Genomic DNA, 23989 nt, shown 5'->3' with positions numbered 1-23989 from the left:
ATCGGGCGGCTAGCTCGCCATGCGAGGCGCGAGTGCGGGGTGAGGCTCGGAATCGCCGCGCGGCTTCGCCGTATTTTCCTGCTCCGGGGGCGGCGGGCGCGTCGCCCGGTGCGCGTCGGCCGTTGCCCGGAACGTGGGGGTAAACTCTTGCGGGCATCGGTTCGACCTGCAGGAGCGTTCCCATGTCCGCAAGGTTGCTTGTCGCGCTTTGCGCACTGCTCGCCATCGGCGATGCGACGGCGCAGTCGGTCTCCAAGGCGGCGCCCACCCAAGTCATCATCGTCGGCACGTTCCACCTGGACAATCCGGGAAAGGACCTCTTCAACGTCCAGGTCGACGACGTACTTTCCAGGAAGCGCCAGGCAGAGCTGGCCGACATCGCCACGTCGCTCGCGCGGTTCGCGCCGACGCAGGTGATGGTGGAGTGGCCGGAGGCGGTGGCGGACGAAAAGTACGCGAGCTTCCGGGACGGCACGCTTCCGCCCTCGCGCAACGAGGTCGTGCAGTTGGGGTTCCGGCTGGCGAAGTTGCGTGGGTTGGCGCGTGTTCGCGGGATCGACGTCGGAGGGGAGTTTCCGTTCGATGCGGTCAAGGAGTACGCCAAGGGTCATGGCATGGCGCCGCGATTGGACGCTTCACTGGCCGGTGCCGGGAAGGAAGTGCAGGCGCTCAGCAAGCGGGTTGCGCAGGGAAGTCTCGGATCGGTGCTGCGTTACATGAATTCGCCGGAACGCGCGCTTCGCAACCATGGGTTCTACGTGGACATGTTGCGTTATGGCGACGGCGATACGCAGCCGGGTGTTCGGCTTGCCAGTGCGTGGTATGCGCGCAATCTCGCGATCTGTGCGCGGTTGTTGCAGGACTTGCCGGTGGGGGGTCGCGCGGTGGTGTTCTTCGGCGAGGGGCACGCTTACTTGTTGCGCCAGTGTGTGATCGAGGCGCCTGGGGTTGCGTTGGTCGAGGCGAATGATTACTTGCCGAAGTAGGTGGTTTAGAGCGGTCCTCCATCATTGGCGCGCCGCCCGAACGTGAGTAGTTCAAAATTTTTTTGGGAAAAAAATTTGAAACTACTCACGCTGGGGCATCACCTTGCGGGTCGCTCCAAACGTGGCCCCAATATTCACGCGGTGACTCGCGATTGGCCAAGCTAGTCGTCGAGCAACGCGTTGACTTGAAACCCCGCGAGAACGACATCTCGGCACCGGAGCTCCAGATGATCAAGGAGTGCGCCTCACTTGGGCTGTGTGGGCTGCCACTTCGGTGAACGAATGAAGTTGATCGACGGGTGACTGCTAATTAGCGGGTTCAGTCATTATTCGACCTTGGACAGTCTCATGTTCCCTCCGAAGCGGCTCCGGCCCCATCGCGAAGTAAAATGCCCCAAAGCCCGCGAAGGACCGAAGGCCCCATGACCGAATTCATCCCCCCCGGCACGCGCTACCACCCCCTGCCCTCGCCCTTCCCGATGAAACGCGGCGGCGAGTTGCGCAACGCACGCATGGCCTACGAAACCTGGGGCACGCTCAATCCCGCGCGCGACAACGCGGTGTTGATCCTCACGGGCCTATCGCCCAACGCGCATGCGGCGAAGAATGCCGGCAACGCCGAAGCCGGTTGGTGGGAAGAAATGCTCGGCCCCGACAAACCGATCGACACCAACCGCTGGTTCGTCATTTGCGCGAACTCGCTGGGCAGCTGCAAGGGATCGACGGGTCCCGCATCGTTGAACCCTGAAACCAACGAACGGTATGGACTCACGTTTCCGGATCTCTCGGTGGAGGACGGCGCGAACGCCGCGCACGAAGTCGTGAAGGGCCTCGGCATCGACGCACTCGCGTGCGTGATCGGCAACTCGATGGGCGGCATGGTTGCGCTCGCCTACCTGATGCTGCATCCGAATTCCGCACGCACGCACATCAACATCTCCGGCAGCGCACGCGCGTTGCCGTTCTCGATCGCCATCCGCTCGCTGCAGCGCGAAGCGATCCGCCTGGATCCGAAATGGAACCACGGCGATTACGACGAAGAGATCTATCCCGAAGCCGGCATGCGCATGGCGCGCAAGCTCGGCGTGATCACCTATCGCTCCGCGCTGGAATGGGACGGGCGCTTCGGCCGCGTGCGCCTGGAATCGGACGACCGCGACGACGACGAACCCTTCGGCCTGGAGTTCCAGGTGGAGAGTTACCTGGAAGGCCACGCCCGCCGCTTCGTGCGCAGCTTCGACCCCAACTGCTACCTCTACCTCAGCCGTTCGATGGATTGGTTCGATCTCGCCGAATACGGAGACGGCGACGTGGACCGCGGCCTGGGCCGGATCGCGGTGGATCGCGCGTTGGCCATCGGCGTGGAGACCGACATCCTTTTCCCCCTGCAACAACAGGAACAAATCGCCGAAGGCCTGCGGGCCGCCGGCGCGGACTCCGCCTTCCTGCCCCTGCCCTCACCGCAGGGCCACGACGCCTTCCTCGTGGACATTGCCCGTTTTGGGCCCGCGGTTAGCGAATTCCTCGCAACGGTCTAAGTACAATTCCGCCTGCCTGTCGTCCCCCGCCGCCCCTTCCGGTAAAAACCCATGAACCCGTCGTCCGCCGCCACCGACTCCGCCTGTTGCCCGGACGTGGACTTCCCGGGCCGCGACAAGCTGATCGAAGCGGTCGACGCCGCCGTCGCCCAGGACGACGAACACAAGGTGACCGCCGCATTGCGCGACGCCCTGTGCCGCCTGATCCGCGACCGCGACGTGCAACTCCCCGACTGCGTGCACGAACCCATCACCGACCACTACGCCCGCCGCGAGCTCTATCGCAGCCGCGACCACGGCTACAGCATCGTCTGCATGACCTGGGGCCCCGGCCAGGGCACCCCGCTGCACGACCACTCGGGCCTGTGGTGCGTGGAAGGCGTGTGGGACGGCCAACTGGAAATCGTGCAGTACGAATTGCTGGGCCGCGAAGGCGACCGCTTCCGCTTCCGCGCCGCGGGCGGCATGCACGCCGGCCCCGGCAGCGCCGGCAGCCTGATCCCGCCGCACGAGTACCACACCATTCAAAACGCGAGCCCCGACCGCATCGCCATCTCGCTGCACATCTACAAAGCGCCGATGGAATGCTGCTCGAAGTTCGCGAACGTGAAGGACGAATGGTTCGTCCGCGAAAGCGCGGTCCTCGAAACCGACGAAGCCGCCTGACCGCGTGGCGACCGACCTCGGCCTGGCCGCCCTCCATCATCTGCTCGTGTTCGGCCTGGTGGCGATGCTCGTCGCCGAAGCCGTCCTCCTCCGCGGCCCCCTGACCACCGACGCCATTGCGCGCCTGGCGAAACTCGACGGCGGCTACGGCGCCTGCGCCGGCCTGCTCCTCGTCGTCGGCCTGTGCCGCGTGTTCCTGGGCGTGAAAGGCCCGGACTTCTACCTGCACAACCCCTACTTCCACGCGAAGATCGGCGCGTTCGTCCTCGTCGGCCTGCTGTCGATCTTCCCGACGGTGAAGTTCCTGCGCTGGAAGAAAGCGCAGCGCACGCAACCGGGCTTCGCGCCGGCCGCCGGTGAGTTGGCGAAGATCCGCAGGGTGCTGCGCATCGAACTGGGCCTGGTGGCGGCGATCTTCGTCCTTGCCGCGGCGATGGCCCGCCACGGCGGGTTCTGAAGAACCAACAGCCGGGCTATACTTCACGCCCGCGCCGGAATGGCGGAATCGGTAGACGCAGCGGACTCAAAATCCGCCGCCCTTAAAAGCGTGTGGGTTCGAGTCCCACTTCCGGCACCAGAGCATCGAAATCCCGAGTCCCATCAAACCCCGCAAGCGCGGGGTTTTTTGTTCATGACGCGGCCAACGCCATCGAAGCGGGTCAGCGCGAGTTACTCACTCTTTCGGAAACGAATCGTGAGCAACCTCAACAAGCCATCATCGTTTCGTTGGCGAACTGCACTGCGACGTCATCTGTCGTGGTTCTGATGACCTTGGTGTAGCCAGCAAGAGGCGCGATTGCGAGGCTTCTGGCTGCGCGCACGCGTGGCACAAGGTGGACGACTTCAGCAGCGGGCTACCACTGCTCGGTCACGCGGCCCGGCCGCCTGTGGGAACCGGACGCATCTCGTGAGCGTATGCGTTGATCGTCCCTCGCCAACCGCGGGAGCCCCGCCCGTGGCTCTGAACTCCGCGAGAAACCGAACCAACGGATGCAACGCCTCGTGCGGGGAAAGCAGCTCTTGCAGCCGACGCTTACCGAACTTGCGATGCAGGACGGCCAACGCCTGCCGCAGCGGTTCGCCGGAATCAAAACATGCATCCACGCCGTCGTGGATCAGCGCCCAGCACGCCTCTTTGAAAAATCCCACGCGCGCAGTTCGCCATAGGCCGCGAGCGCATCCTTGTGTGACGACCGATGGTCCGGGTTTGGGTATAGACGGACCAGTCGCAAAAAGTTCGCGATCTCGTTGCCGTCGATCGTGATCCAACCCCGATCGGAGCGGGGGCGTTCGTGATGCCGGGTCACGTGGACGGACACCCTGCCCTGGATGTCGTCTGCGAACTCGGATTCGACTCGGGAACGCAGTTCACACCACCGCATTGGCACAACCCCACGACGATTCAAGTTGATAGTTGACGATGGAGGAGCTTACTCGGGGAGCGTACCCTGATTACATTGACCATCGCCGATGAAAGGTTTCCGCGCTCAATTTTCATGAACGAAACCGCGGTGGTCGAACGCGTGTTGGAAGTCGCCGCAGCCACCACGATCCCTTACGCGATGCCGAGTCCGTGCATGCCTTGCAATTTGCGCCGCGCTGTCAGTGCGGCTGCGGTTCGGAGAGATTCAACCATCCGGCGCAAGTGGACGCGGGGATACATGCACGCGAGGCTCTCCAACAAGACCTATATCTACACACATGCCACCACAAGCGCACATCCGGCAGGTGTGTAGACCGCTAGTGCGTGCGAACACGTCCATTTCTGAAGTCCTGGGATTGCGGACGGGCACGGGTTTCGTTGAATGAAAACGCCCTGGCCCAGCGCGGGAGCTGATTCCGTTAATCTCCCTAAGAGAGACGCATAGGGGGCAGCCTATGGCTGCGGAGGTAGTTGCAACGAGCGCTGCTATCAAAATGCGGCGCACATAGGCACCGAGAAAACGCAACCGAAGTATTCCGAACAAGAAAAAAGAAGGGGAAATCGTGAGCGTTACATGGGAGAACCGATTCACAACTTGGGCGCAGGCGCCAAGCCAAACTGAAAGCGACAAAATTCAGAACTCCATCAACGCTGTGCGGAAGGCCATGGCCGCCGACGAGAAATTGGCATCTGTGACCAAGGTCTTCGTGCAAGGTTCGTACCGAAACCGCGTAAACGTGCGACAAGATAGCGACGTAGACATCGGAGTTCTGTTCACCGGCAATCTTTTTGGCCCCGACTACCCTCCTGGAAAAACCGGCAGCGACTTCAATGTCGTCAGCGTCGACTACGGGTACTCGCACTTCAAGGACGATGTCGAGAAGGCGCTTGTAAAACACTTTGGTCGCGACCACGTGACAAGAGGCAAGAAGGCCTTTGATGTTCACGAAAATACTTATCGCGTCGATGCCGATGTTGTACCCCTAATGGTTCACCGACGTTTTGCCGTCGATGGCTCATACATTTGTGGGACAGAACTTCGTCCGGATGACGGAGGGCGCATCATCAACTGGCCCGAGCGCCTTTACGACAAGGCCGAATGGCCGAATCAGCATTACGAAAACGGAAACGGCAAGAACAATGACACCCGACGCGCGTATCGTGGCGTCGTTCGCATCGTCAAGAAGCTTCGAAACGTTATGGACGAGGAAGGCATCTCTGAAGCGAAGCCGCTTAAAGGATTCAATGTGGAGTGCTTGGTTTGGAACGCACCCAACACGTGTTTCGCACACAGCACTTGGTTCGCKGCCGTCAAATCCGTGCTCGATCACCTTTCGTACAATCTTGCAAGTATGGATCGATGCGGCGAATGGGTTGAAGTAAGCAAATTGAAATACCTCCTCCAAGGCGACGAATTTAAACGCCAGCAGTTCGAATCTTTCGTTGACCGCGCCCGTCAATACATCGGGACTGCTTGAGACCATGTTCACGCGCCTTCAAATCACCGCTGCACTTGCTGTCGCCACTTCCGCGTGGGGCGGGATGCTTGCAATGCAGGGAACGCAACTATCCTGGGAGCATCTTGCGCCGTTCACAACGGTAGTCGGCGTGCTCGTCGGCGTGTCGCTTGCGATGGAGTATGTCCTATGGCGGTGGCGGCCCCTTCAGGGCTGGTTGTTCGATCGCCCCGACCTTCGTGGCACCTGGAAGGTGACCATACAGTCGGAATGGATTAACCCCGAGACTGGCGAACGGGTTCCGCCAATCACGGCCTACGCAGGTGTGGTACAGACGTTAAGTAAGCTGCAGATTCAGCTTATGACACCCGAATCCGAATCGTGCCTGCTGGCCCATGCCATTGAGCCGACACCGTGCGGTAATCGTTTCAACGTCTCGGTTGTCTACGCCAATACTCCAGGGGTCGAGCTTCGGGGCGTGCGTAGCGAGCGTCACGTTGGGGCGGCTACGATTTCCACGCATGGGGCGAAGTACAAACCAGAGTCGATGACGGCTGAATACTGGACCGACCGGCGGACAGTCGGACGAATGACGTTCGAGGGTCGCATCCCGAAGGTTTATTCGCGCTACGAAGATGCGAAAAAGTACTTGAGTTAGCCCGCGCAAGCGATCCTGTTGACGTCGCGGCGTATTGCCTTGGAGGACGACGCGTACATCAAGAGGTCCGAGACGACCGGGCTTAGGGCGTTCCCCGCCCTCCTTGCCGGCCAAGTCGCGGCATGGTCGAAACCCCGATCCGCGACAGGCCCCTCGTTGTCAATTCGCGGCTGCAGTAAATCGCGGGAGAGCACGCGTCTAGAGTTGCGCGCTACCAACGTTCACCCACCCTGATCCACATTGTTGTGCAGGACAATCTCATCTAAGGTTAGCGCGATTAGCCACGCAACGGCCGTACACGCGGCGCGGGAGGGAGTTGCATGAGAATGTCCTACCTTGAATTCGTCGGGGCGATGCTTCGCGACGCAAAGTTTCGGTATTCATTGGCCGTAGCTTTCATCACCGTCGGCACTGCGGCGTTGGCGTTCCGGGGAGACATCGACCGCGCGATTCTCGTTGCTTCGCGCCCTGAGAAGCCGGTTAGCTTCGCTATTGCCTTTGGCATAGCGTTCCTCTTTTTAGGATTTGCGCTATTGATGCTGCGCTACCTGCGTGGTTCTTTCGGCGAGCAACTTAAGGCCGCCATCAGCGGCCCCGGATTGTTTGCGTTTGAGCCGGACGTGGATCTCTACTTCAAACACCTTGTATCAGACGTCGAACGCTTAAAGGCTGGCCGACCGGGCGTTTCGGAGGAAGACCGGCAGGCGGTGATTGATGCTCTTAGACCGTCAATCAACGCGGATCTGGCGACGGAATTTAGCCGACGCTTTGCTGCAGCTGCAATAAGTGAGGCCCGTGAAACGAAGATTACAGAGACGTACACGCTCGCCGAGCGGAGGCTTCGGTCTGAGCTAACTGCACTCGGCCGACGTAGCAACTTGAATCTCGTCATCGGCGTGGTGACAACGATGATGGCGGTGTCGTTGCTAACGTACATGGTGCTCGGCGCACCGGAAGAATTTGATTCGATTACCGTACTCGTCGCGCACTACATACCTCGACTGTCTCTAGTGGTCTTCATCGAGGTCTTTTCATTCTTTTTCTTGAGGCTATATCGCGCCACCCTAAACGAAATGCGCATGTATCAGAATGAAATAACGCGGCTGACGGTCCAACATGTGGCGGTTCAGGCCGCTTTTGCGTCTGCCGGCGATGAGGCGGCCGGCCTCATCGCAAAGGAGCTCCTGTCATCGATGCATGGCGCCGGCGTTCCTGAGGCTCAGACGCACGGACAGTGGGATCCAAAGGCTTTGGCGGACCTGTTAACTGCGCTGGCGAAGGCCGTTCCACAACCGAAGTAGGCAACCATTGGTGGACTGCTCTGGTGTTGAAAGTGGAGCAAGCCCCAGTCGCGCGGATTCGCCGATTGGAACGGCAAGATCAACAGAAGTAATGGAGTGGAAGCGTGTATCTAGATTTTGATCAGACGCTCGTTGATCGGTTCGAAGAAGTCTTGAAAGCGCCAGCCCCACCCGGCCGGCAGAAGGAACAGGTTGTTCAGGATTTCCTAGAGAACAACTCTGAACTAGTCCCGTTGCACAACCTGCTGAATCACGGACTACATTTCGACTTCATCATTTCAAAGTTTGCTCTCTCATCCGCGCTGACAACTGACTACGCGTATCTCACCAAGAGCTCTGCTCGGTGGATTGTCACATTCGTGGAACTGGAAGTTCCTGAGAAGAACTTCTTTAATTCCACTTTTGACAAGGTTGTTTCTAGCTCGAAGTTCAATGGCGCACTAGACCAGGTTCGCAGTTGGGAGCACTACGTCGCAAGTAATAAGGATGACGTACTTCGACGGCTGCATCCAATAATGGCTCCGGCGGTCATGCGACGGCATCCGGTTGAGTTCAACTACGTGCTAATCATGGGTCGATCCGACAACAAGAATGCGTCGTCGGAGCGAATGGAGTACTTGCAACGACTCAGGGAAAAAGAACGCATTGAGGTGATGTCGTACGACACGCTCATCAACTGGTATAGGAACGGACCCAGGGAGAAAAAGATCATCCTTCGCTCGAAGGGTGATCGCTTTGCGTTTAAGTCCATGCAGATGCATCCCGATCAAGCGCTTGGCTGGCTTGGGCCTGATTCATTGGAGATTTCTAACGAGTACGTGAGCGAGTTGCGCGAAGCCGGCTACGACATTGATGAGTGGTTGTCGGGAAAGCTGTTGCGATACAACGGACAATGGATCGCTGAAAGGCTGTTCGGTGGCGATGCCGCGGCCAGTTTGCCAAAGACACCCAACTAGGCGCCCCCATCGCTGATCAACGTTTTTGGCTTTGAGCCCTGCTCAGCGAGTCCGCTGCTGTGAGTCTAAAAAGCGCTTCGCCGAACTGGCGCCCGCAAAATTCGTAGAGCTACCGTTCGAGGTCCCAGCGTGTGCTTCTGAGGTCCTGGCGCAAGCGTTCCGAAGCCTTGGCGAAAGCCTCTGAGGTCCTATCGCAAGCCTCTAAGGTCCCATCGCAAGCCCCTGAGGTCCTCGCGCAAGCCTCCGAGGCCTTAGCTCAAGGCGTTTGTAGTCCTAGCGCAAGCCATTCCGGTCCTAGCGCAAGCCATTCGGGTCCTAGCGCAAGCCATTCCGGTCCTAGCGCAAGCCGCTCTGGTCCTAGCGCAAGCCATTCTGGTCCTAGCGCAAGCCGTTCTGGTCCTAGCGCAAGCCGTTCTGGTCCTAGCGCAAGCCATTCCGGTCCTAGCGCAAGCCATTCTGGTCCTAGCGCAAGCCGTTCTGGTCCTAGCGCAAGCCTCCGAGGTCTTCGCGCAAGCCGCCAGACCCTTAGCGCAAACCTCCAGCGCTTGCGCGCAAACCTCCCAGGTCTAAGCGCAATCCTTTGACCCTTGTCGCAAAGCCACAACACCGCATCGCACGCCGTGTTTCGCTTGCGAACACATGCACAACACACACGAACTTTCCTCTGTTGCCTTCCGCTTTCCTGCGATCAAACACTCCGCGCGAGATTTCTCTCAAAGGAGTACCGAAATGACGCAAGACCTCGCATCAATGAAGATCACGCAGGAAATCGAGGACCAGGTGATGGCCCTCTTCGCGCAGATCGAAGCCCTGCTGCCCGGGTTGATCAACACGCCCGACAACGACCGCTCGAACTCGATGGGCACGAAGAGCGAGCGCTACGTTCGATTGACCATGGACCTGGCGAACCAGAATGCCGGCCTGATTCCGCCGAACGCCGACCTGGCCGGCGCCAACCAGGATCTCGAAGCGCGCGACCGCATGATGCGCATCACCCAGCGCGCGCAGCAGTTCGTCAAGAAGTGCGAGGACACGACGTATGCACTCGGCAGCGACCTGATGGTCTTCGCGCAGATCGCCTACGCGGTGCTCAAACTTCTCGGCAAAGCGACGGGGCTGGACGAAGCCGTCAAGGAACTGGGCCATCGCTGGTCGCGGCGCAAGAAGAAACCCGCGCTGGCCCAAGAGGAATGATGTAACGGTTGTGATCGGTCAGACGCGCGATGCGTGCGCGTCTGATTACGTTGGACACCGCTTGACGGGCACGATTGCAACGCGAGGTTAGAAAGCTTCGCTCCGAACAGCCTGGCATCACCGTCGCAACGCAAGTCCTCTGCGTCGGGAGGGGACCAATACAAGACCTCGCTTGCGAGGGAATATGTCCACCGCATCGTTCGGAGCGCGGCTTTCTACCTCCCGGCACCTTGCGCCGCATCCGCGGCGCAAGTCCTTTCCCGTCGAGGAGATCGTCATGTCCAAAGTTGCCGATGCGCGCCCTGCCCCCACCGTTATCGCGATTCCCGAAGAAGCCCACTTCTCGCTGGTCCAGGTGGCCTACTTCCTCCACCTGATGAAACAGCTCACCGAGCCCGGCACCAATGCTAGCAACTACGAGGCGCACCTGCGACCGAGTGCGTTGAGTTGGTGTTTTTCCAGCCTGTCGAAGGAGATCGACGCGATCATTGGGGCGACGTACTTCTCAGAAGATGTCCCTAACGGCCCGCGCGAAAAGGCGGTCAAGAAGAAGCTGGTAACCCGCCATTGAACGCAGCTCAATATCAATGGCGCCATCGCACGGTATGGATATCGCCTCCCGCAGCGCAATAACTACGGAAGTGTTTCAGCTTCAGCTAAGTTCGGCTCTGGAGCTGGAGCTGGAGCTGGAGCTGGAGCTGGAGCTGGAGCTGGAGCTGGAGCTGGCGCTGGCGCTGGCGCTGGCGCTGGAGCTGGCGCGGGGGCCGGCGGATCAATCGCGGCTGTTCGATCAGGACCACGAGTCTTGCCCAGGATGTAACCCGACAGGCCGCCAAGGAGGGCTGAGAGTTCGTTTGATCCAAGGATCTCCAAAATTCCAAACAGAATCACCGCGATAACGATCGAAAACAAGGTGATGAACTGGATGCCTGCGTCGCCCGCAAAGATGCTCTGCAGCACGGTGTTGTTATCGCGCACGATCCGGAAGAACTGCCAGACCAAGAAGAAAACGATCGCGGCGAATATGAAGCTGACTGCAGTGCGATAGATGTACTGCTTGTGCCCCGTTCCAAGCGCCTCTTCGATTCTGTCTTCGACTTCCTCGAGATCCTGTTGCAGCTCGCTCAGGTGCTCCTTGGACTTCCTGATTGACTCCTTCAGAACAGGACTTCTTTTTGCCCGTTCATCAATTTCGGAACGCTGTCGCTCAACTGACGCTTTTGCCTCCACCAGCGCCGGCGGCGGGGCGTCGAGATACAAGGCCGCTCGAAACTCTCGTGCAAGCAACGCCTTCTTCTTCGCCGGCGTTGAATCTTCCTGGAACTCGATCGCCGCATTGATTGCGCGGTAGTCCCTTTCAATGGTTCGCAGGCGCTCTTGATCATCCTTTGACAGCTCGTCGAGTTTGTCCGCCTCCTCTTGCTGATCTCGAATCTCGTTTTCAAGCTGCGAAACTTGCGAAATCAGTGTTGAGCGAGCCCTTTTCAACTCGACAAAGTCATCGGACTCACCGAAAACAGCGCTCATCCGCGATGGCTTTTTTGCAGCCGGAACCTGTTGTTGAGCCATGGAAGGCGGCATGCAAAGTGCAGTAATGGACAGCGCCAATATCATCGCCATCGTTCGGATATCCATGTGCATTGCCCTCGATTTCAAACGTACCCCTCGTAATCCAGCACAATCGCGTCCGCGCGCTTCTGCCAGATCGCGGCGCTTGTTTCCTGGATCGCCTTCCCGGTCTTCTTGAAACTCCCTAAAGAGCAATGCACGACGCGCTGTGCGCCCTGGACACCCGCGCCGTTGGCCTCCAGCACTACGCCGATATGACCCTGCGCTCCATCCTTGTCCGGATATACCAACAGGCTGCCCGGTTGTGCGCTGGGAACAGACGAGAAGAAGCCGGTCTGATTCAATCCATCCTGATACAACGCCGTCGTCTCGAACCATCCACCGTTGACTTTCTGATAAAGGGGATGCCGGATCTTTCGCGGCATACGCAGGCACCAGGCGACGAACCCCGAGCAATCAATTCGCGCACCATCTTCCGGCCACCTTTCGGCGTCGATGGCCGGCGGGCGGGTGTCGGTCATCGTGTACTGCGTACTAGTCCCCACGGCGCTCATTGCGCGCGCGACCACCGTTGCACGGGAGATTGTCGCAATGCTTTCAATTGACACGCTTTTCGAGACTGCTGATGCCGCTTCTGGGCTTAATGCTGGCTGCGACAGAGGAACCGACGAAGTGCCCGGCAGGTCACGAAAGACATTGACCGGACCCAGCTTCCCCGAGATGCCCATCTGGCCACTCCAGGTGAGAACGGCGTGCAGTGGAGGAACCTGGTCCGATGGCACTACGTGAATTGGCAACGCCTCCAAAGAGTGGGCGAAGTGCAGATAGTTGAAGTCACCCTCGACGGTGCATCCAACGAAAGCGAAACCACCGATCTGAACATCGTTGATCCGCTGTGTCAGATCGTTGGCAGATAATTCGATCGGAGCTTTCAACGTACCCATGGTCAACCTCCGCATTTCGACTGAGTGAGCCCGGCGGCGCGCAGTGCATCCAAGACGCGCGTGTCGTACGCGGCGTCGAGGGCCAAGCGCGTTTCATTGAAGGCTTGAGCCAGGTCAGCCGTACTGGCCTCGTCCTTGAACTTCGGATCGATGACCCGAATGGCCGCCAAGAACTTGGCGTGATCCTGCTCCTTCAATCCGAAGAGAAGATCCTTGACGCAGACGCGCAGCACCCTCCCCTCGGGAGTCAGTTCCCCGATATCCGCTACGGACTTTTCGATATCCTTTTGAGCCGCAGTTTCAATAAATGACAAACCGCCAACGAGGCTGCTAGCACGTTGGTATTCCAGCAAGTCGGCATGGGCAGCGGACGCGGTGTACGCACGCTCATCGAGCAGCATTCCGCGGCGAATCTGGACAACTGCAGCCTTCCTTCGCGCATCCATCGCGGAGACGAGTGCCGAAACAGTCTTTTCTATGAACGCTTCCTTGGTGATGACCGCATACGATCCAGTAAGAAGCGTGCTTGCCGCAGCGTAGTTCGCCTTGACTCCGGCGGACGGCGTCAGACTGGAGGCCACACCGAATGCGAGGTCGAGGATTCCTGCACCCAACCCCCACCCGGTGCGGCTAGCTTGCAGCCCAGCTACGAATTGAGCGTATGCACGATCGACGAAGATCAGGTGCTGCTCTATCCATGCGTTTCGTTCCACATCGCTGTAGCCACGTCTTAGCGGCAACTCTGTTGAGCCAATCGAGGACTCCAGCAGCGGAGCGCTTTTGACGACAGTCGATGCGGGACTTGGGTAGTAGTCCATTCGGACCGTTTGATCCGGCATCCCCTTCATCGTCGCGCACCCACCAAGGAGAAGCGCAAGAAGAATGGCAAGAATGCGCGGAAGCGAATACTTGAGCACGAGCGCTCTCCTCCCGTCGACAGGCGTCCAGTCATCGCGTCAACAGGAACCCCCAAAACTTGCGCCTGTTGCGAATGCAGCGAACGACTCGCTACAAGCGATGCGGACAACAAACCTGTGAGGGTGACCGCGAGTCAACCAATCGGTGCACCTCTGGTAGCACTTTCAGCACGACCGCCGCTCGCAAATCACCCCGTGACCGACGGATGGTCTGGTCTTATTCCGGTTTCTTGTCCGAAGTAGCCCCGGCCGGGCGTTGTCCCCAGCGAACGCGTGCTGTGCGTTGAGGAGCAACCCTCGATGGACACCATTCAACAACCAATTTCAGAAGCCGGGCTGATCGTCGAATCCAAGACGGCCCGTCGCATCGCTATCTGCATCGACGGCACGAACAATAAGCCGGGTGAGACCCGCACGAACGTGCAGCGGCTTTACTCGATGCTGCCTCGGATTCCGGGCGAACAACTCACCTACTACCAACCGGGCGTCGGAACACTCGAGCCGATTGGCGTGCTCGGGAGAGGGAGCCGCCGGACCATGATGCTGGTCGACATGGCGAGTGCGGTGATGCTCAAGCGGCATGCCTGCGCAGCATACGAATTCCTTTGCCAGACCTACCTTGACGGCGACGAAATCTATCTGTTCGGCTTCAGTCGCGGCGCGCATACCGCCCGAGTGATTGCAGGGATGTTGGGCACCGTCGGTATCCTGCACCCCGGCATGCACGAGATGGTGTCCTTTGCGTGGGACGCGTATTCGTCCTGGTCGCCGTTGTGCGCCGAAGCGCACACGCAGGATGAGAGCACCGCGAGAGGCAGGCAGAGTCGCGCATGGCACAACCGAACGCGCAACTTCAACAGGACGTACTCACGTCCAGCGCGCGTCAAGTTTCTCGGCCTTTGGGACACGGTCAGTTCGGTAGGCCTCCCGTGGGCGCCGACGCTCTACAACTACACCGACTCGAACCCGATTGTCGACATCGTCAGGCACGCCGTTTCCCTGGATGAGCGCCGCGTCTTCTATGTCAATCGCCCTTGGACGGGAACCTCCGGGGATATCAAGGAAGTTTGGTTTGCCGGCGTGCATTCGGACGTAGGCGGTGGCTACGCAGGAACCGACGCGCTATCCAAGCTGTCCCTGGCGTGGATGCTGAGCGAGCTCGGACGCGTGACACCACTCGCAGTGGATCGCGCCGTCGTAGATGCCGCCAAACTACCTTTTCCAGGAACTCGCGAATTCCAGACGACGTCTATCAGCAAGCGCCACGACGAGTTGGACAAAGTCAGTTGGCGATTCGCGGAGATGCTGCCGATTCCCCGCTGGGAACAGGTCGCCGGCAAGTGGACGCATCGATGGTCGCCGCACGCGTCGAGGCCCAGAGTTGTCCCCGGAAATGCACTAGTGCACGGAAGCGTCGAAACTCGTCGCATACAAGATCCGAGCTATCGCCCATCCAATTTAGGGGGCGCGCCGACCTACGTGGTCTGAAACATGAGGAAAGCGCTCTACAACTGGTTCGGCGACCACTACGCGCTCGTCGTGTTCACCAACGGCTGCGGCTTCTTGTTCATCCTTGGCATTGGGCTGATCAGCGCGCGGGCGCCGGGAAGTACTGTCATCAACGCGCTCGTATCCGCGCTGGGTGGCCTGATGGGATGGGCCCTCGGCATGCTCTTCGCGCCCTACACCGAAGCAGAGGCCGCCAAGTTCAGCGCCATCGGCAAGACGATTTCCGCGTTCATCTCTGGCTACGTGATCAGCAAGGTGGATCGGTTCCTGGAACTGACCATGTTCAACAAGAACCTGGTCGACGGGGTCATCGTCGAAGCGCCCGTCGATACGACGTGGTTGCGATTGGCCCTCTTCGCCTGCTCGGGACTCGTCATCATGTTGATCGTACTGTCGAATCGGACGTACTTCGGCGTTTACCAAGACGCAGTATTGAAAGCGCGCATGTACCGACGGCAGTTCCGCAGGCTGCGCCGCCTGATGCGATTGACCCACGGGAAATGATGAAAACGCGTCCCGGTTCTCCAACCATTCGGATGTCGCTATTCTTGGGGGACAACAGGGGAACACATGAAGATCTTGCTCAGGCGGGCGCAGCTGTTATTGGCTGTGGCGTTCGTTTCGACCTTATGCGCCTGCGAGAAGCGGAGTGCCGATTCTGACGCAGCCGCTGCGGCCGCGGCTGCAGCAGCTGAGGCGAGCGACGACTACGCACTGGCGCAACCGGCAGCCACCCGCACTGTGCAAAGCCAGATCGTCATGGAAGGGGTGGACGCCGCGGCGGCAGCGACAGCCGAGATGCAGTCCGCGTCGTCGGATAGTGCCTATCCATACGTCGATCAGTGCACCGTCGATTGCTCGGGCCACGAAGCTGGGTATGCCTGGGCGGAAGAAAACGACATTGAGGAGCCCGGCGATTGCGACGGCAATTCCGACTCCTTCATCGAAGGCTGCGAAACGTATGCCCAGGAACGCCTCGACCAAGCCGAAGCCGAAGCGGAGCAAGCGGAAGCCGCCGAGGTGGATGACGACTCCGCCGAATTCTGACGCACAGTGTGGACAGAGTCAGGTCGACCGAGGGGCGATGCATTTTCGACATGCAACAAAAGCGTCGTCTATTCCCGGGGTTTCTCGAAAGGAGGTGTCTCGAATCGCCTCGAACAGGTGCAGCGTGAGTTGCTCAAACCGCATCGACACTCGCGATCCGCGCCTCAATCGCGCGCCACACTTCGAACATATTTGCGGCTCCCTTGTGCGCAGATTCAAGAACGGTCCGACCGCGTTCGGTAATGTGAAAGGACTTGCCCTGCTTGAGCCATCGGCCTCGCAGTGTGCGGCGCCATCGCCGCATTCCCGTGCACGTGGCTATATCTCGCTGTAACGAAGACCCGAGCAGCCCGTTCCGCTACCGGCAATCTCCAGTATGGCAATCGGTAGGGACGGCGCGCATGAGTCAAAGCAGGGCCGGACCGAATGTCCGCTTTGGGTCGAATGCGGTCACAAAAACGATCACCTTCCTGCAAAGCTTGCTTTGCAGCCCCCAACGACCGCTCGGGCGAAAGCCCCCCGATCGAAACGACCCGCAAGGTGATGCCCCAGCGTGGGGAGTTTCAAATTTTTTTCCCAAAAAAATTTGGAACTCTCCACGTTCGGGCGGCGCGCCAATGATGGAGCAGCGCTTTTGCCAGAAATCGAACAGAAACGCGCGTCACCGATGTGCGAGCGACCTGACCAGCGCCCTTGCACCGTACGCAGGGGAGGACGCTGTCGCTAGTGGAAGGTCACTACCACGCCGCTGTGGCGCATGAGCCCATAGCCGAGACGATAAGCCCAGCCCTTCCTGCCGAAAAGAATACGACGCACGGTCAACGATGCGGCCCACTTGCGCTGCAGGCGCACATTGTAGTGCTCTTGGCGGTCCGTAGCATGCGCTGCAATGCAACTAGCCACGTACTCCACCGTGTATCGCGTGTACGGAAGTCGCCCCGGTAAAAGTTCGAAGGCGCCGACGGCCCAGTTGATGAGCCCATCCTCCGTACGGACCATCAGGCAATCCAGTTCAATTTCCATTCGTGGTCGCCCGCACGTTATCGAGCGGTGGCATCGGACCCGCCTGCCCTATCCCGCATGCGACTTGCGACGGCGGCTCTCCCGCAAAAGCAGCGCCGAGGAACAGCAGGCACATCACCGCGACGAGGCAGCGTCTCTCCTGCATACGACCCATCATCTCTTTCCAATCGGCGCGTCGCGCGCTACCCCTGGACCCATTATGCAGCGAGCGCCTTGACCCGCGCACGGACTCGCCACTGTGGCGTCCGCCATCGGCCAAGAGCGGTTATTGCCACGGTATGCTCCAGTCATGCGAACCGCCCTCTGGCGCGCGTCACTCGGCGCAAGCGTTTTCGGCATCCTCGGCCCCCGATCGAAGCGACCCGCAAGGTAACGCCCCAGCGGCGCGCCAATGATGGAGTAGCGCTTTCGTTCGCACGGATCAATGCCGACTCATCGTCTCGTCCGTTGCAGCCCGGGTCTTGCCGTACGCATCCTGCAGCGTCGTCATCAACGCCGCCGTCGACACACCGATCATCAGCACGCCGTTGATCGCTTCGAGCGGGCCCAGCAGCCGGAAACGTTCGGACATCACGATGTCGCCATAGCCCAAACTCGCGAAGTTCACCGCCGAGTGATACACGGCCAGATCCAACGCGTCGAACTCGCCGAGGATGCGAAACACCAGCGCCCAGATCACCACCTGCGCCAGGTTGCCGATGACCAGCAACGACATCACGGCATTCAGCGTGACGAGCGTGCGCCACGCCGAAGGCGTGGAGCCGAGGTAGTTGTGCCGCAGATAATGGCGCATGGCCACGACGATCAACACCGACTGCAGCAACAGGCAGACGGCCATCGTCGACAACCCGATCACGACATTCAGCAACATCATGCACCTCCCGCGCTAGGCCGCGCGCAATCGCCGTGCGGCATGGCCCGCACGCAACCGTTCGAGCACCACGATCGCGAACCACGCATACGAAGTCACCGCGACGAACAGAAAGAAGCGTTGCGCGAATGCAGACCGCACATCGCCACCATTGCTGTCTTCGACGGCGGGACCGATGAGGATGAGCATCGTCACGCCGACGTTGACCCAGAACGACGACGGGAATCGCGTCGGGACCACGCCGTACAATTTCGCGCCCAGGTACACGCCGAACAACAACATCCAGAGGAAGAACATCCACAGACTGGGCCACGCCTGCAACGCAAACCAGAACGCCATCGCGAAGACGCCGGCCAGGAAGGTGGAACCGAGGAGCTCCGTGCCGGCCGCGCGTGCACTGACTGCCGACCCCTGCTGTCCGAGCATGACCGCCTTCATGATGATCGCCATGTACAACGACGGATTGGTGAAGGCCATCAGCACGGGCGGCAGGACGATGATCATCGCGCGCAAGGCGATCCAGGCCGCCGGCTGCGCGTCCGTCTCCGATGCTTTGGCGCGAGGCGCGACGACCCGGTCTTCGGGGACGAACGCATAGACGATCCACTGGCACGCAATGGCCATCGCGATGCCGATCAGCAGTGCCTGCACGACGGATCGGGCCACGGCGTATTCGACGAGCCCGGCGGCGGGAATCATCGTCAGGCCGATCGTCAGCAAGGTCGACACAAGGCCTTTTCCCATCCCCACGCCCAAGTACGTGCTCACGAAGAGCCCCGCGGCGACGAGCATCACGCCGGTCCATGGGTAATAGCGAAGGACCGGCGCCAGCACCAGGCCGGTGCCCAGCGTGATCGACACGACCAGCAACAAGCCCAACAGGCTTTTCGGCCCCATCGGCGGTGCGGGCTTTGCAGTGAGCAAGATCGCGAACAAGGGTGCGAGGAACGGCAATGGCATGCCGAAGGCATAGGCCAGCAACAACGACAACCCCATGACGGCTGCGATCCGGAACGTTCGCCTGGCGGCCAATGGCATCACGATCGTCAGTACGCGTAGGACAGCACGCTGGCTGCGCGGATGTAGAGCTTGCCCAGCAGGCGCAGGATCCCGCTGCCCTCTCCGTAGGCGATCACGGAGGCTTGGCCGCCGACACGCAGTGCATCGGCCAGCGCAGTATCCTGTCGCGCGTCGAAGCCGACGATCACCGGGAATCGCTGGGATTGCCGCAGCCAATCGCGACTGTTGTCGATCGAAGGCAAGGTGCCCGGCGGCGGCGCGTTGCCCGCACTGACGCCCAGGCCGATGCTGCGCACCCGGCCCTTGAACACGCGCCCGGGGAGCGCGTCGAACAGGATCTCCACCGGCGTTCCCGCGCGCATGTGCCCCAGGTTGTTTTCGGTGAACTCCGCGTTGATCCACACCTCGTCGATGGCGACCAGCGTCAGCACGGGACTGCCCGTGCCGGCATACAGGCCCACGTCGGTGCGCAGATCGGTGATGACACCCGCCGAGGGCGCCTTGACCATCGTGTTCGCCAGGTCCAGTTCCGCCTTGTCGACCGCGGTGACTGCGGTTTGGAGCACCGTGTTCTCGTCGACGTTGTCGCCGCCCATTTGTTCGATGGCGCGGCGGATGTCGGCTTCGGCCGCAGCCACCTGCGCGGTCGCCTGCTGCAGGCCGGCATCGGCGATCTCCTGGCGGCGCACGGAGACCGTGCCTTCGTCCTCTTCTCGCAGCCGGCGCAAGCGCATCGCATCCTGTCGCGCGGCCAGCTCGGCCGCGCGTGCGGCGCGGAGCTTGGCGCGAGACGCTTCCACCGTCGCAGTGCCGGCGCCGACCTGCTTGTGCGCGTTGGCGAGGTCCGACTGCGCCTTGGCCAGCGCGATGCGGTACTGGGACGGGTCGACTTCGAACAACACCTGCCCGGCCTTGACCGCCTGGTTGTTGGCGACGCCGATTTTCGTCACCGTACCGGCAACCGTCGGCGCGACGCCGACGACGAAGCCTTCGAGCCTGGCCTGCGAGGTGTACGGCGTGTAGCGATCGGCGAGCAGATACAGCACGAGGCTGATGGCGATCACGACGGCGATGACGCGTCCGCCTTTCCTGACGGTGGCCTTGGCATCGCCTGGCGCAGACTGTGCTTCGCTCATTTCGCGTCGTCCGTCGGTAGCGGGGCACGCAACAGATCGCCCCAATGCGTCCGCGCTTCCATGGTGGTGCGCGTTTCGTCAGGCACGATGTCGTCCATCGGCATGTCCACCCATCCACCGCCGACCGCCTTGTACATCGTGATCACTGCGCTGATGTGCGCGCTGTCGTTGAGCAGTTCGCGTTCGGCCTGCGAGAACAGGACCCGCTGCGCGTCCAGGACGCGGTCGAATCCGGCGTAGCCTTCCCGGTAAAGCGTGTTCGCAAGCTCGAGCGAACGCTCCGCCGCGCGCGCCGCGCCGTGCAGCGGTCCCTGCTGTTCGCCGGTCTTGACGACGCTGATCGCGGCATCGTCCATCTCCTGCGCCGCGAGGAGTGCGCTGTTCTGGAAAAGCGCGATCGATGCCTGCAGGCGCGCATCCTGCAGGCGCACGTTGTTGCGGATCCGGCCGTGGTCGAAGAGGTTCCAGCTCAGCGCGGGGCCGGCCGTGATGCGCGTGACATCCGGCGTCCCGTCCAGCGTATCGGAGGACCATCCGATGCTTCCGAGCAACGTGATGGCCGGGAAGTAATCGGCCTTCGCGATGCCGATCTGCGCCGACTGCGCGGCCACCTGCCACGCCGCCGTGCGGACATCCCGGCGACGCAACAGCAGTTGTGCCGGCAATTGACCGATCACCGCCTTCTCGACGTTCGGCAACGGACCGCCCACCGATGCCAGTTCCGGCAACGCCCCCGGCGGCCGCCCCAGCACGACGGACAGCGCGTTGCGCAGCTTGACCAGGTCGGCTTCCTGCTCGGGGATCGTCGCGAGGGTTCCGAGGTATTGCGCCTTCGCCTGCTGCAGATCCAACTCCGATTCCTCACCCTGCAGGTAGAGGCGCTCGGTGATGTCCAGGCTCCGCTTCTGGATGGCCGCGTTGTTCTTCGCGATCCCGATGCGCAGCAAGGTCGTGCGATAGCCGTAATAGAGCGTGGCCACCTGCGCGCTCAACAGCACCTGCGCGTCCTGCTGGTTGGTGATCGACGCGAAGAAGCCAGCTTCGGCCGACTCGATGCCGCGCTTGAAGCGCCCCCAGAAATCCAGCTCCCACGCCAGGTCGAAGCCCGCGCCATACGCGGTGAAGTGCTGGTGGTTGTCCGGGCCTGCGCCTCCGCTCTGGCGATCGTCGATGTAGGTGGCTGCGCCGCCGAGTTGCTGCACCTGCGGGAACTGGTTGCTGCCGGCGATGCCGAGCGCGGCGCGGCTCTCCAGGATCCTCAGGCCTGCGATGCGCAGCGATGGATTCTCGCGACGCGCGGTTTCGATCAGCCCGTTCAACATCGGGTCGTTGAAGGCCTGCCACCAGAAACGCAGGTCGACCTGCGTCTGCTGGTCGGTGTTTCCGAGTTGGCCATAGAGGTCGGACCGCCAAGCCTTCAGCCAGCCGACTTCCGGCTCCTGGTAGTCCGGGCCGAGCGTGACGCAGCCCTCGAGCAGCACGACGGACGCAAGGATCAACGCGGTGCCGACGCGTCGCATGTTGCGACTACCCGGGCGTGTCGTCGGTGTGCGCGATCCCCGGGGGCGCCGTCGCGCGCATGTCGGGCACGCCACGATCGACCCATTGCATGAAGAGCTGATAGCCCACCGCCAACAGCACTGCACCAAGGAACAGGCCGGCCATGCCGCCGGTCACCATGCCGCCGATGGCGCCGATCAGGATCACCAGCATCGGCGCATCCACGCCGCGTCCGAGCAGCATCGGTTTGAGCACGTTGTCGGCCAGGCCGGCCACGATGAACCACGCGCTGAAGAGGACTTTGAAGACGGTGGAGCTTCCATCCTCCGCCATCCACAGATACGCCACCGCCGGAATCGAAACGAGCAGCGCGGGTAATTGGAGAATGCCGAGGAACATCGCGATCAGCGCGAGCACGCCCGCCCCCGGAATGCCGCCGAGCACGAAGCCCACGCCCAACAGGATGGCCTGGATGAAGGCGACACCCACCACGCCGGTGGCGACGGAACGGATCGTGGCGATGCACAGCGTCTGCAACTGCGGTCCCTGGTCAGTACCGGTCAGCCGTATGAAGATGCGTCGGCTGACGTTGGCAGCCGCCTCCGCGTAAACCATCAGGACGCCGGCCACGACGATGGCAAGGAGGAACATGCCCGCCGTCTTCGCACCCCCGGCGGCCATCGACAGCACCTTTTTCGCGTAGCCCTTGATCACTTCGCGATTCTGTTTCAGGAATCTCGGCAAGTTGCTCGCCGCGGCATTCCACGTGGCGAACACGCGCGGACCGATGATCGGCCACTGGGCCACCTTGGGATCGGGCGACTTGAGGGCCAGCGTGTCGCCTTCCACGCGGTCGTGTATCTCGCTCAATTCGCTGGTGACGGTCGCGCCCAGCAACACGATCGGCGTGCCGAGCAACAACAGGCTCGACAGCACGAGCGCGGTGGCCGACCACCCACGCCTTCCGCCGAACCATCGGACCAGGTGGAGGTAAAGGGGATACAGCGCAATGGCCAGGATCATGGCCAGGGTCAGCAAGCGGGCGAACGGGGAAAACACCCGCACGCACGCGTACACCAACAAGACGATCAGCACGACCCGGAGCAACGTGTCCGTCAGGTCCTGGGTCACCAACTTGCGAAGGGTTGACTGGTCGACTTGCATCGGACTTCCTCCCGGCCGCCGAATCGCGATGGTCCCACTTGGAGGCCAGCGCCTGAATTGGCCGTTGGACCAATGCCACCGATCGGGTGACGCTCCTCCACGTCAATGCGGTTTTGCGTCACGAACATCGAACCGATCATGAGATGCGAGCGGGAGATCGGTACCGCGACCGCCCGGTAATGAGATACGGCCATCTTGCCCCGGTCTTTCCGTTGGCACTGGTGCCGCGACTCGGCGGCAATCGGGGGAGGCCCCCAATGAAGCTCGACGATGCCCAAGCCCTACGCCAAACGATGGCATGCGCGCTGATCGCGCTATTCCGCACGCATCCCACCCCAAGCACGCTGGAGCGCACCTTCCGAAACGCGCGGAGCGAAGCAGCGCCAAATCCGGGACAAGAAATGCTCAGCGAATTGCCGGCCACAAGAACCCTTCTCGATGCGTTTGAGGCGGTGCTTCGGGAAAACAAGAAAGAAAAGCGGTCCCACGCGTAATCGCGCGTGGGGTCCCGGGGCACTGTCCGTTTTGGCCTCTTCGCGTACGCCTCGTTTTTCAGCGCACGCAGATCAAGTCGCCCCCCGCAACCCCACCCGGATCTCCACGCGCCGGTTCTTCGCCTGGTTTTCCGCCGAGTCGTTCGGCACGAGCGGGTTGTTCGGGCCGTACCAGAACAGCACGATGCGGTCGCTGGCAATGCCGTGGGCTTCCTTCAGATAGCGCCCGACCATTTCGGCGCGGCGGCGCGAGAGGCCTTCGTTGTGGTCGCGGCCACCGACGTCGTCGGTGTAGCCGGCGACGACCGCAAACGCATCCGGCTTCATGCTCATGAACTCCGCGATCTTGTCCAGTTCCGCCTTGTCCTCGGCGGCGAGTTCCGATTTGTTGGTGGCGAAGTTGATGTCGTCGGTCTTCAAGCCGGTGATGCGTTGCTGGGTTGTCGTGACGACTTGTTCGGTCACCTTGACGTCGAAAAGCGCGCCCGACGTGTACTCGGGGCGATTGACGAAATCGGCGAGCGGAATCAGGCGCGAGCAGTTGTTGAGCGATGCGATGTCGTCGCGCAGCGCGGCTTCGCGCTTGGGCGTGGCGGTGCTGATCACGTAGAAGCAG

At 61.1% G+C, this 23989-nt stretch carries 26 protein-coding genes and 1 tRNA gene; 15 read left to right on the top strand and 12 right to left on the bottom strand.

Annotation, left to right across the window (positions count from 1 at the left end):
• Positions 1-182 precede the first annotated feature (182 nt).
• The 5 genes from ACXJJ8_RS08045 to ACXJJ8_RS08025 all read left to right on the top strand — a co-directional run bounded on the left by ACXJJ8_RS08045 (position 183) and on the right by ACXJJ8_RS08025 (position 3767).
• On the top strand, positions 183-986 hold the full coding sequence (locus tag ACXJJ8_RS08045) for a DUF5694 domain-containing protein (protein WP_499028692.1): 804 nt from the start codon (positions 183-185) through the stop codon (positions 984-986).
• A gap of 422 nt (positions 987-1408) precedes the next feature.
• On the top strand, positions 1409-2524 hold the full coding sequence (metX, locus tag ACXJJ8_RS08040) for a homoserine O-acetyltransferase MetX (RefSeq protein ID WP_499028690.1): 1116 nt from the start codon (positions 1409-1411) through the stop codon (positions 2522-2524).
• Positions 2525-2575: 51 nt separating this feature from the next.
• Positions 2576-3190 (top strand): cysteine dioxygenase family protein, encoded by a 615-nt coding sequence (locus ACXJJ8_RS08035; protein WP_499028688.1) that lies wholly within the window; start codon positions 2576-2578, stop codon positions 3188-3190.
• Between the two features lie 4 nt (positions 3191-3194).
• On the top strand, positions 3195-3647 hold the full coding sequence (locus tag ACXJJ8_RS08030) for a DUF2214 family protein (protein WP_499028686.1): 453 nt from the start codon (positions 3195-3197) through the stop codon (positions 3645-3647).
• A gap of 33 nt (positions 3648-3680) precedes the next feature.
• Positions 3681-3767, top strand: a tRNA-Leu gene (locus ACXJJ8_RS08025).
• Between the two features lie 266 nt (positions 3768-4033).
• Here ACXJJ8_RS08025 and ACXJJ8_RS08020 read toward each other — a convergent pair.
• Both ACXJJ8_RS08020 and ACXJJ8_RS08015 read right to left on the bottom strand, forming a co-directional pair.
• Positions 4034-4339: a hypothetical protein gene (locus ACXJJ8_RS08020; protein WP_499028684.1), complete on the bottom strand. Its 306-nt coding sequence runs from the start codon at positions 4337-4339 to the stop codon at positions 4034-4036.
• Positions 4306-4572, bottom strand: a complete 267-nt coding sequence (locus ACXJJ8_RS08015; RefSeq protein ID WP_499028681.1) for a hypothetical protein — start codon at positions 4570-4572, stop codon at positions 4306-4308. Before ACXJJ8_RS08015 ends, ACXJJ8_RS08020 begins: the two co-directional genes overlap by 34 nt.
• Positions 4573-5176: 604 nt before the next feature.
• On the opposite strand from ACXJJ8_RS08015, the gene ACXJJ8_RS08010 reads away from it, so the two are divergent.
• From ACXJJ8_RS08010 to ACXJJ8_RS07985, 6 genes are all read left to right on the top strand, one after another.
• Positions 5177-6091, top strand: a complete 915-nt coding sequence (locus ACXJJ8_RS08010) for a nucleotidyltransferase domain-containing protein (RefSeq protein ID WP_499028679.1) — start codon at positions 5177-5179, stop codon at positions 6089-6091.
• Complete coding sequence (locus ACXJJ8_RS08005; RefSeq protein WP_499028676.1) at positions 6057-6728, top strand: Cap15 family cyclic dinucleotide receptor domain-containing protein; 672 nt, start codon at positions 6057-6059, stop codon at positions 6726-6728. Before ACXJJ8_RS08010 ends, ACXJJ8_RS08005 begins: the two co-directional genes overlap by 35 nt.
• A gap of 326 nt (positions 6729-7054) precedes the next feature.
• Positions 7055-8029 carry a hypothetical protein gene (locus tag ACXJJ8_RS08000; protein ID WP_499028674.1) on the top strand — a complete coding sequence of 325 codons (975 nt, stop codon included), beginning with the start codon at positions 7055-7057 and terminating at the stop codon, positions 8027-8029.
• 104 nt (positions 8030-8133) lie between these two features.
• The gene (locus ACXJJ8_RS07995; RefSeq protein ID WP_499028672.1) at positions 8134-8985 is read left to right on the top strand and encodes a Shedu immune nuclease family protein; all 852 of its coding nucleotides are present in this window, start codon (positions 8134-8136) and stop codon (positions 8983-8985) included.
• 729 nt (positions 8986-9714) lie between these two features.
• On the top strand, positions 9715-10179 hold the full coding sequence (locus ACXJJ8_RS07990; RefSeq protein ID WP_499028670.1) for a hypothetical protein: 465 nt from the start codon (positions 9715-9717) through the stop codon (positions 10177-10179).
• A 184-nt stretch (positions 10180-10363) separates the two neighbouring features.
• Positions 10364-10750, top strand: a complete 387-nt coding sequence (locus ACXJJ8_RS07985; RefSeq protein WP_499028668.1) for an XAC0095 family protein — start codon at positions 10364-10366, stop codon at positions 10748-10750.
• 62 nt (positions 10751-10812) lie between these two features.
• Here the strand turns inward: ACXJJ8_RS07985 and ACXJJ8_RS07980 are convergent, their stop codons facing one another.
• The 3 genes from ACXJJ8_RS07980 to ACXJJ8_RS07970 are packed head-to-tail and all read right to left on the bottom strand — an operon-like array spanning position 10813 to position 13609.
• Positions 10813-11814, bottom strand: a complete 1002-nt coding sequence (locus tag ACXJJ8_RS07980) for a hypothetical protein (RefSeq protein WP_499028666.1) — start codon at positions 11812-11814, stop codon at positions 10813-10815.
• A 17-nt stretch (positions 11815-11831) separates the two neighbouring features.
• Complete coding sequence (locus ACXJJ8_RS07975) at positions 11832-12692, bottom strand: NlpC/P60 family protein (RefSeq protein ID WP_499028664.1); 861 nt, start codon at positions 12690-12692, stop codon at positions 11832-11834.
• A gap of 2 nt (positions 12693-12694) precedes the next feature.
• Positions 12695-13609 (bottom strand): hypothetical protein, encoded by a 915-nt coding sequence (locus tag ACXJJ8_RS07970; RefSeq protein ID WP_499028662.1) that lies wholly within the window; start codon positions 13607-13609, stop codon positions 12695-12697.
• 300 nt (positions 13610-13909) lie between these two features.
• On the opposite strand from ACXJJ8_RS07970, the gene ACXJJ8_RS07965 reads away from it, so the two are divergent.
• The 3 genes from ACXJJ8_RS07965 (at position 13910) to ACXJJ8_RS07955 (ending at position 16165) form a co-directional block, all read left to right on the top strand.
• Entirely contained in the window at positions 13910-15097 is a 1188-nt protein-coding gene (locus tag ACXJJ8_RS07965; protein WP_499028660.1) for a T6SS phospholipase effector Tle1-like catalytic domain-containing protein, read from the top strand.
• Positions 15098-15100: 3 nt separating this feature from the next.
• Positions 15101-15622, top strand: coding sequence for a hypothetical protein (locus tag ACXJJ8_RS07960; protein ID WP_499028658.1), 522 nt, complete (start codon positions 15101-15103; stop codon positions 15620-15622).
• 66 nt (positions 15623-15688) lie between these two features.
• On the top strand, positions 15689-16165 hold the full coding sequence (locus tag ACXJJ8_RS07955; RefSeq protein WP_499028656.1) for a hypothetical protein: 477 nt from the start codon (positions 15689-15691) through the stop codon (positions 16163-16165).
• 723 nt (positions 16166-16888) lie between these two features.
• Here ACXJJ8_RS07955 and ACXJJ8_RS07950 read toward each other — a convergent pair.
• From ACXJJ8_RS07950 to ACXJJ8_RS07925, 6 genes are all read right to left on the bottom strand, one after another.
• A complete protein-coding gene (locus ACXJJ8_RS07950) occupies positions 16889-17188 on the bottom strand; it encodes a hypothetical protein (protein WP_499028654.1) in 300 nt (99 codons plus the stop codon).
• Positions 17189-17609: 421 nt separating this feature from the next.
• Positions 17610-18059 (bottom strand): ion channel, encoded by a 450-nt coding sequence (locus ACXJJ8_RS07945; protein ID WP_499028652.1) that lies wholly within the window; start codon positions 18057-18059, stop codon positions 17610-17612.
• A 15-nt stretch (positions 18060-18074) separates the two neighbouring features.
• Positions 18075-19097 (bottom strand): DUF2955 domain-containing protein, encoded by a 1023-nt coding sequence (locus tag ACXJJ8_RS07940; protein ID WP_499028650.1) that lies wholly within the window; start codon positions 19095-19097, stop codon positions 18075-18077.
• Between the two features lie 8 nt (positions 19098-19105).
• Positions 19106-20215: an HlyD family secretion protein gene (locus ACXJJ8_RS07935; RefSeq protein ID WP_499028648.1), complete on the bottom strand. Its 1110-nt coding sequence runs from the start codon at positions 20213-20215 to the stop codon at positions 19106-19108.
• The gene (locus ACXJJ8_RS07930) at positions 20212-21735 is read right to left on the bottom strand and encodes an efflux transporter outer membrane subunit (protein ID WP_499028646.1); all 1524 of its coding nucleotides are present in this window, start codon (positions 21733-21735) and stop codon (positions 20212-20214) included. Before ACXJJ8_RS07930 ends, ACXJJ8_RS07935 begins: the two co-directional genes overlap by 4 nt.
• Before the next feature lie 7 nt (positions 21736-21742).
• Positions 21743-22879 carry an AI-2E family transporter gene (locus tag ACXJJ8_RS07925; RefSeq protein WP_499028644.1) on the bottom strand — a complete coding sequence of 379 codons (1137 nt, stop codon included), beginning with the start codon at positions 22877-22879 and terminating at the stop codon, positions 21743-21745.
• 257 nt (positions 22880-23136) lie between these two features.
• Between ACXJJ8_RS07925 and ACXJJ8_RS07920 the strand changes: the two genes are divergently transcribed.
• Positions 23137-23373, top strand: a complete 237-nt coding sequence (locus ACXJJ8_RS07920) for a hypothetical protein (protein ID WP_499028642.1) — start codon at positions 23137-23139, stop codon at positions 23371-23373.
• A 72-nt stretch (positions 23374-23445) separates the two neighbouring features.
• On the opposite strand, the gene ACXJJ8_RS07915 is transcribed toward ACXJJ8_RS07920, so the two are convergent.
• The coding region (locus tag ACXJJ8_RS07915) for an OmpA family protein (protein ID WP_499028640.1) at positions 23446-23989 on the bottom strand (544 nt) is incomplete at its 5' end.

The organism is Lysobacter sp. P5_C4 (assembly GCF_054049695.1).
This window is presented reverse-complemented; position numbering and strand designations above follow the sequence as displayed.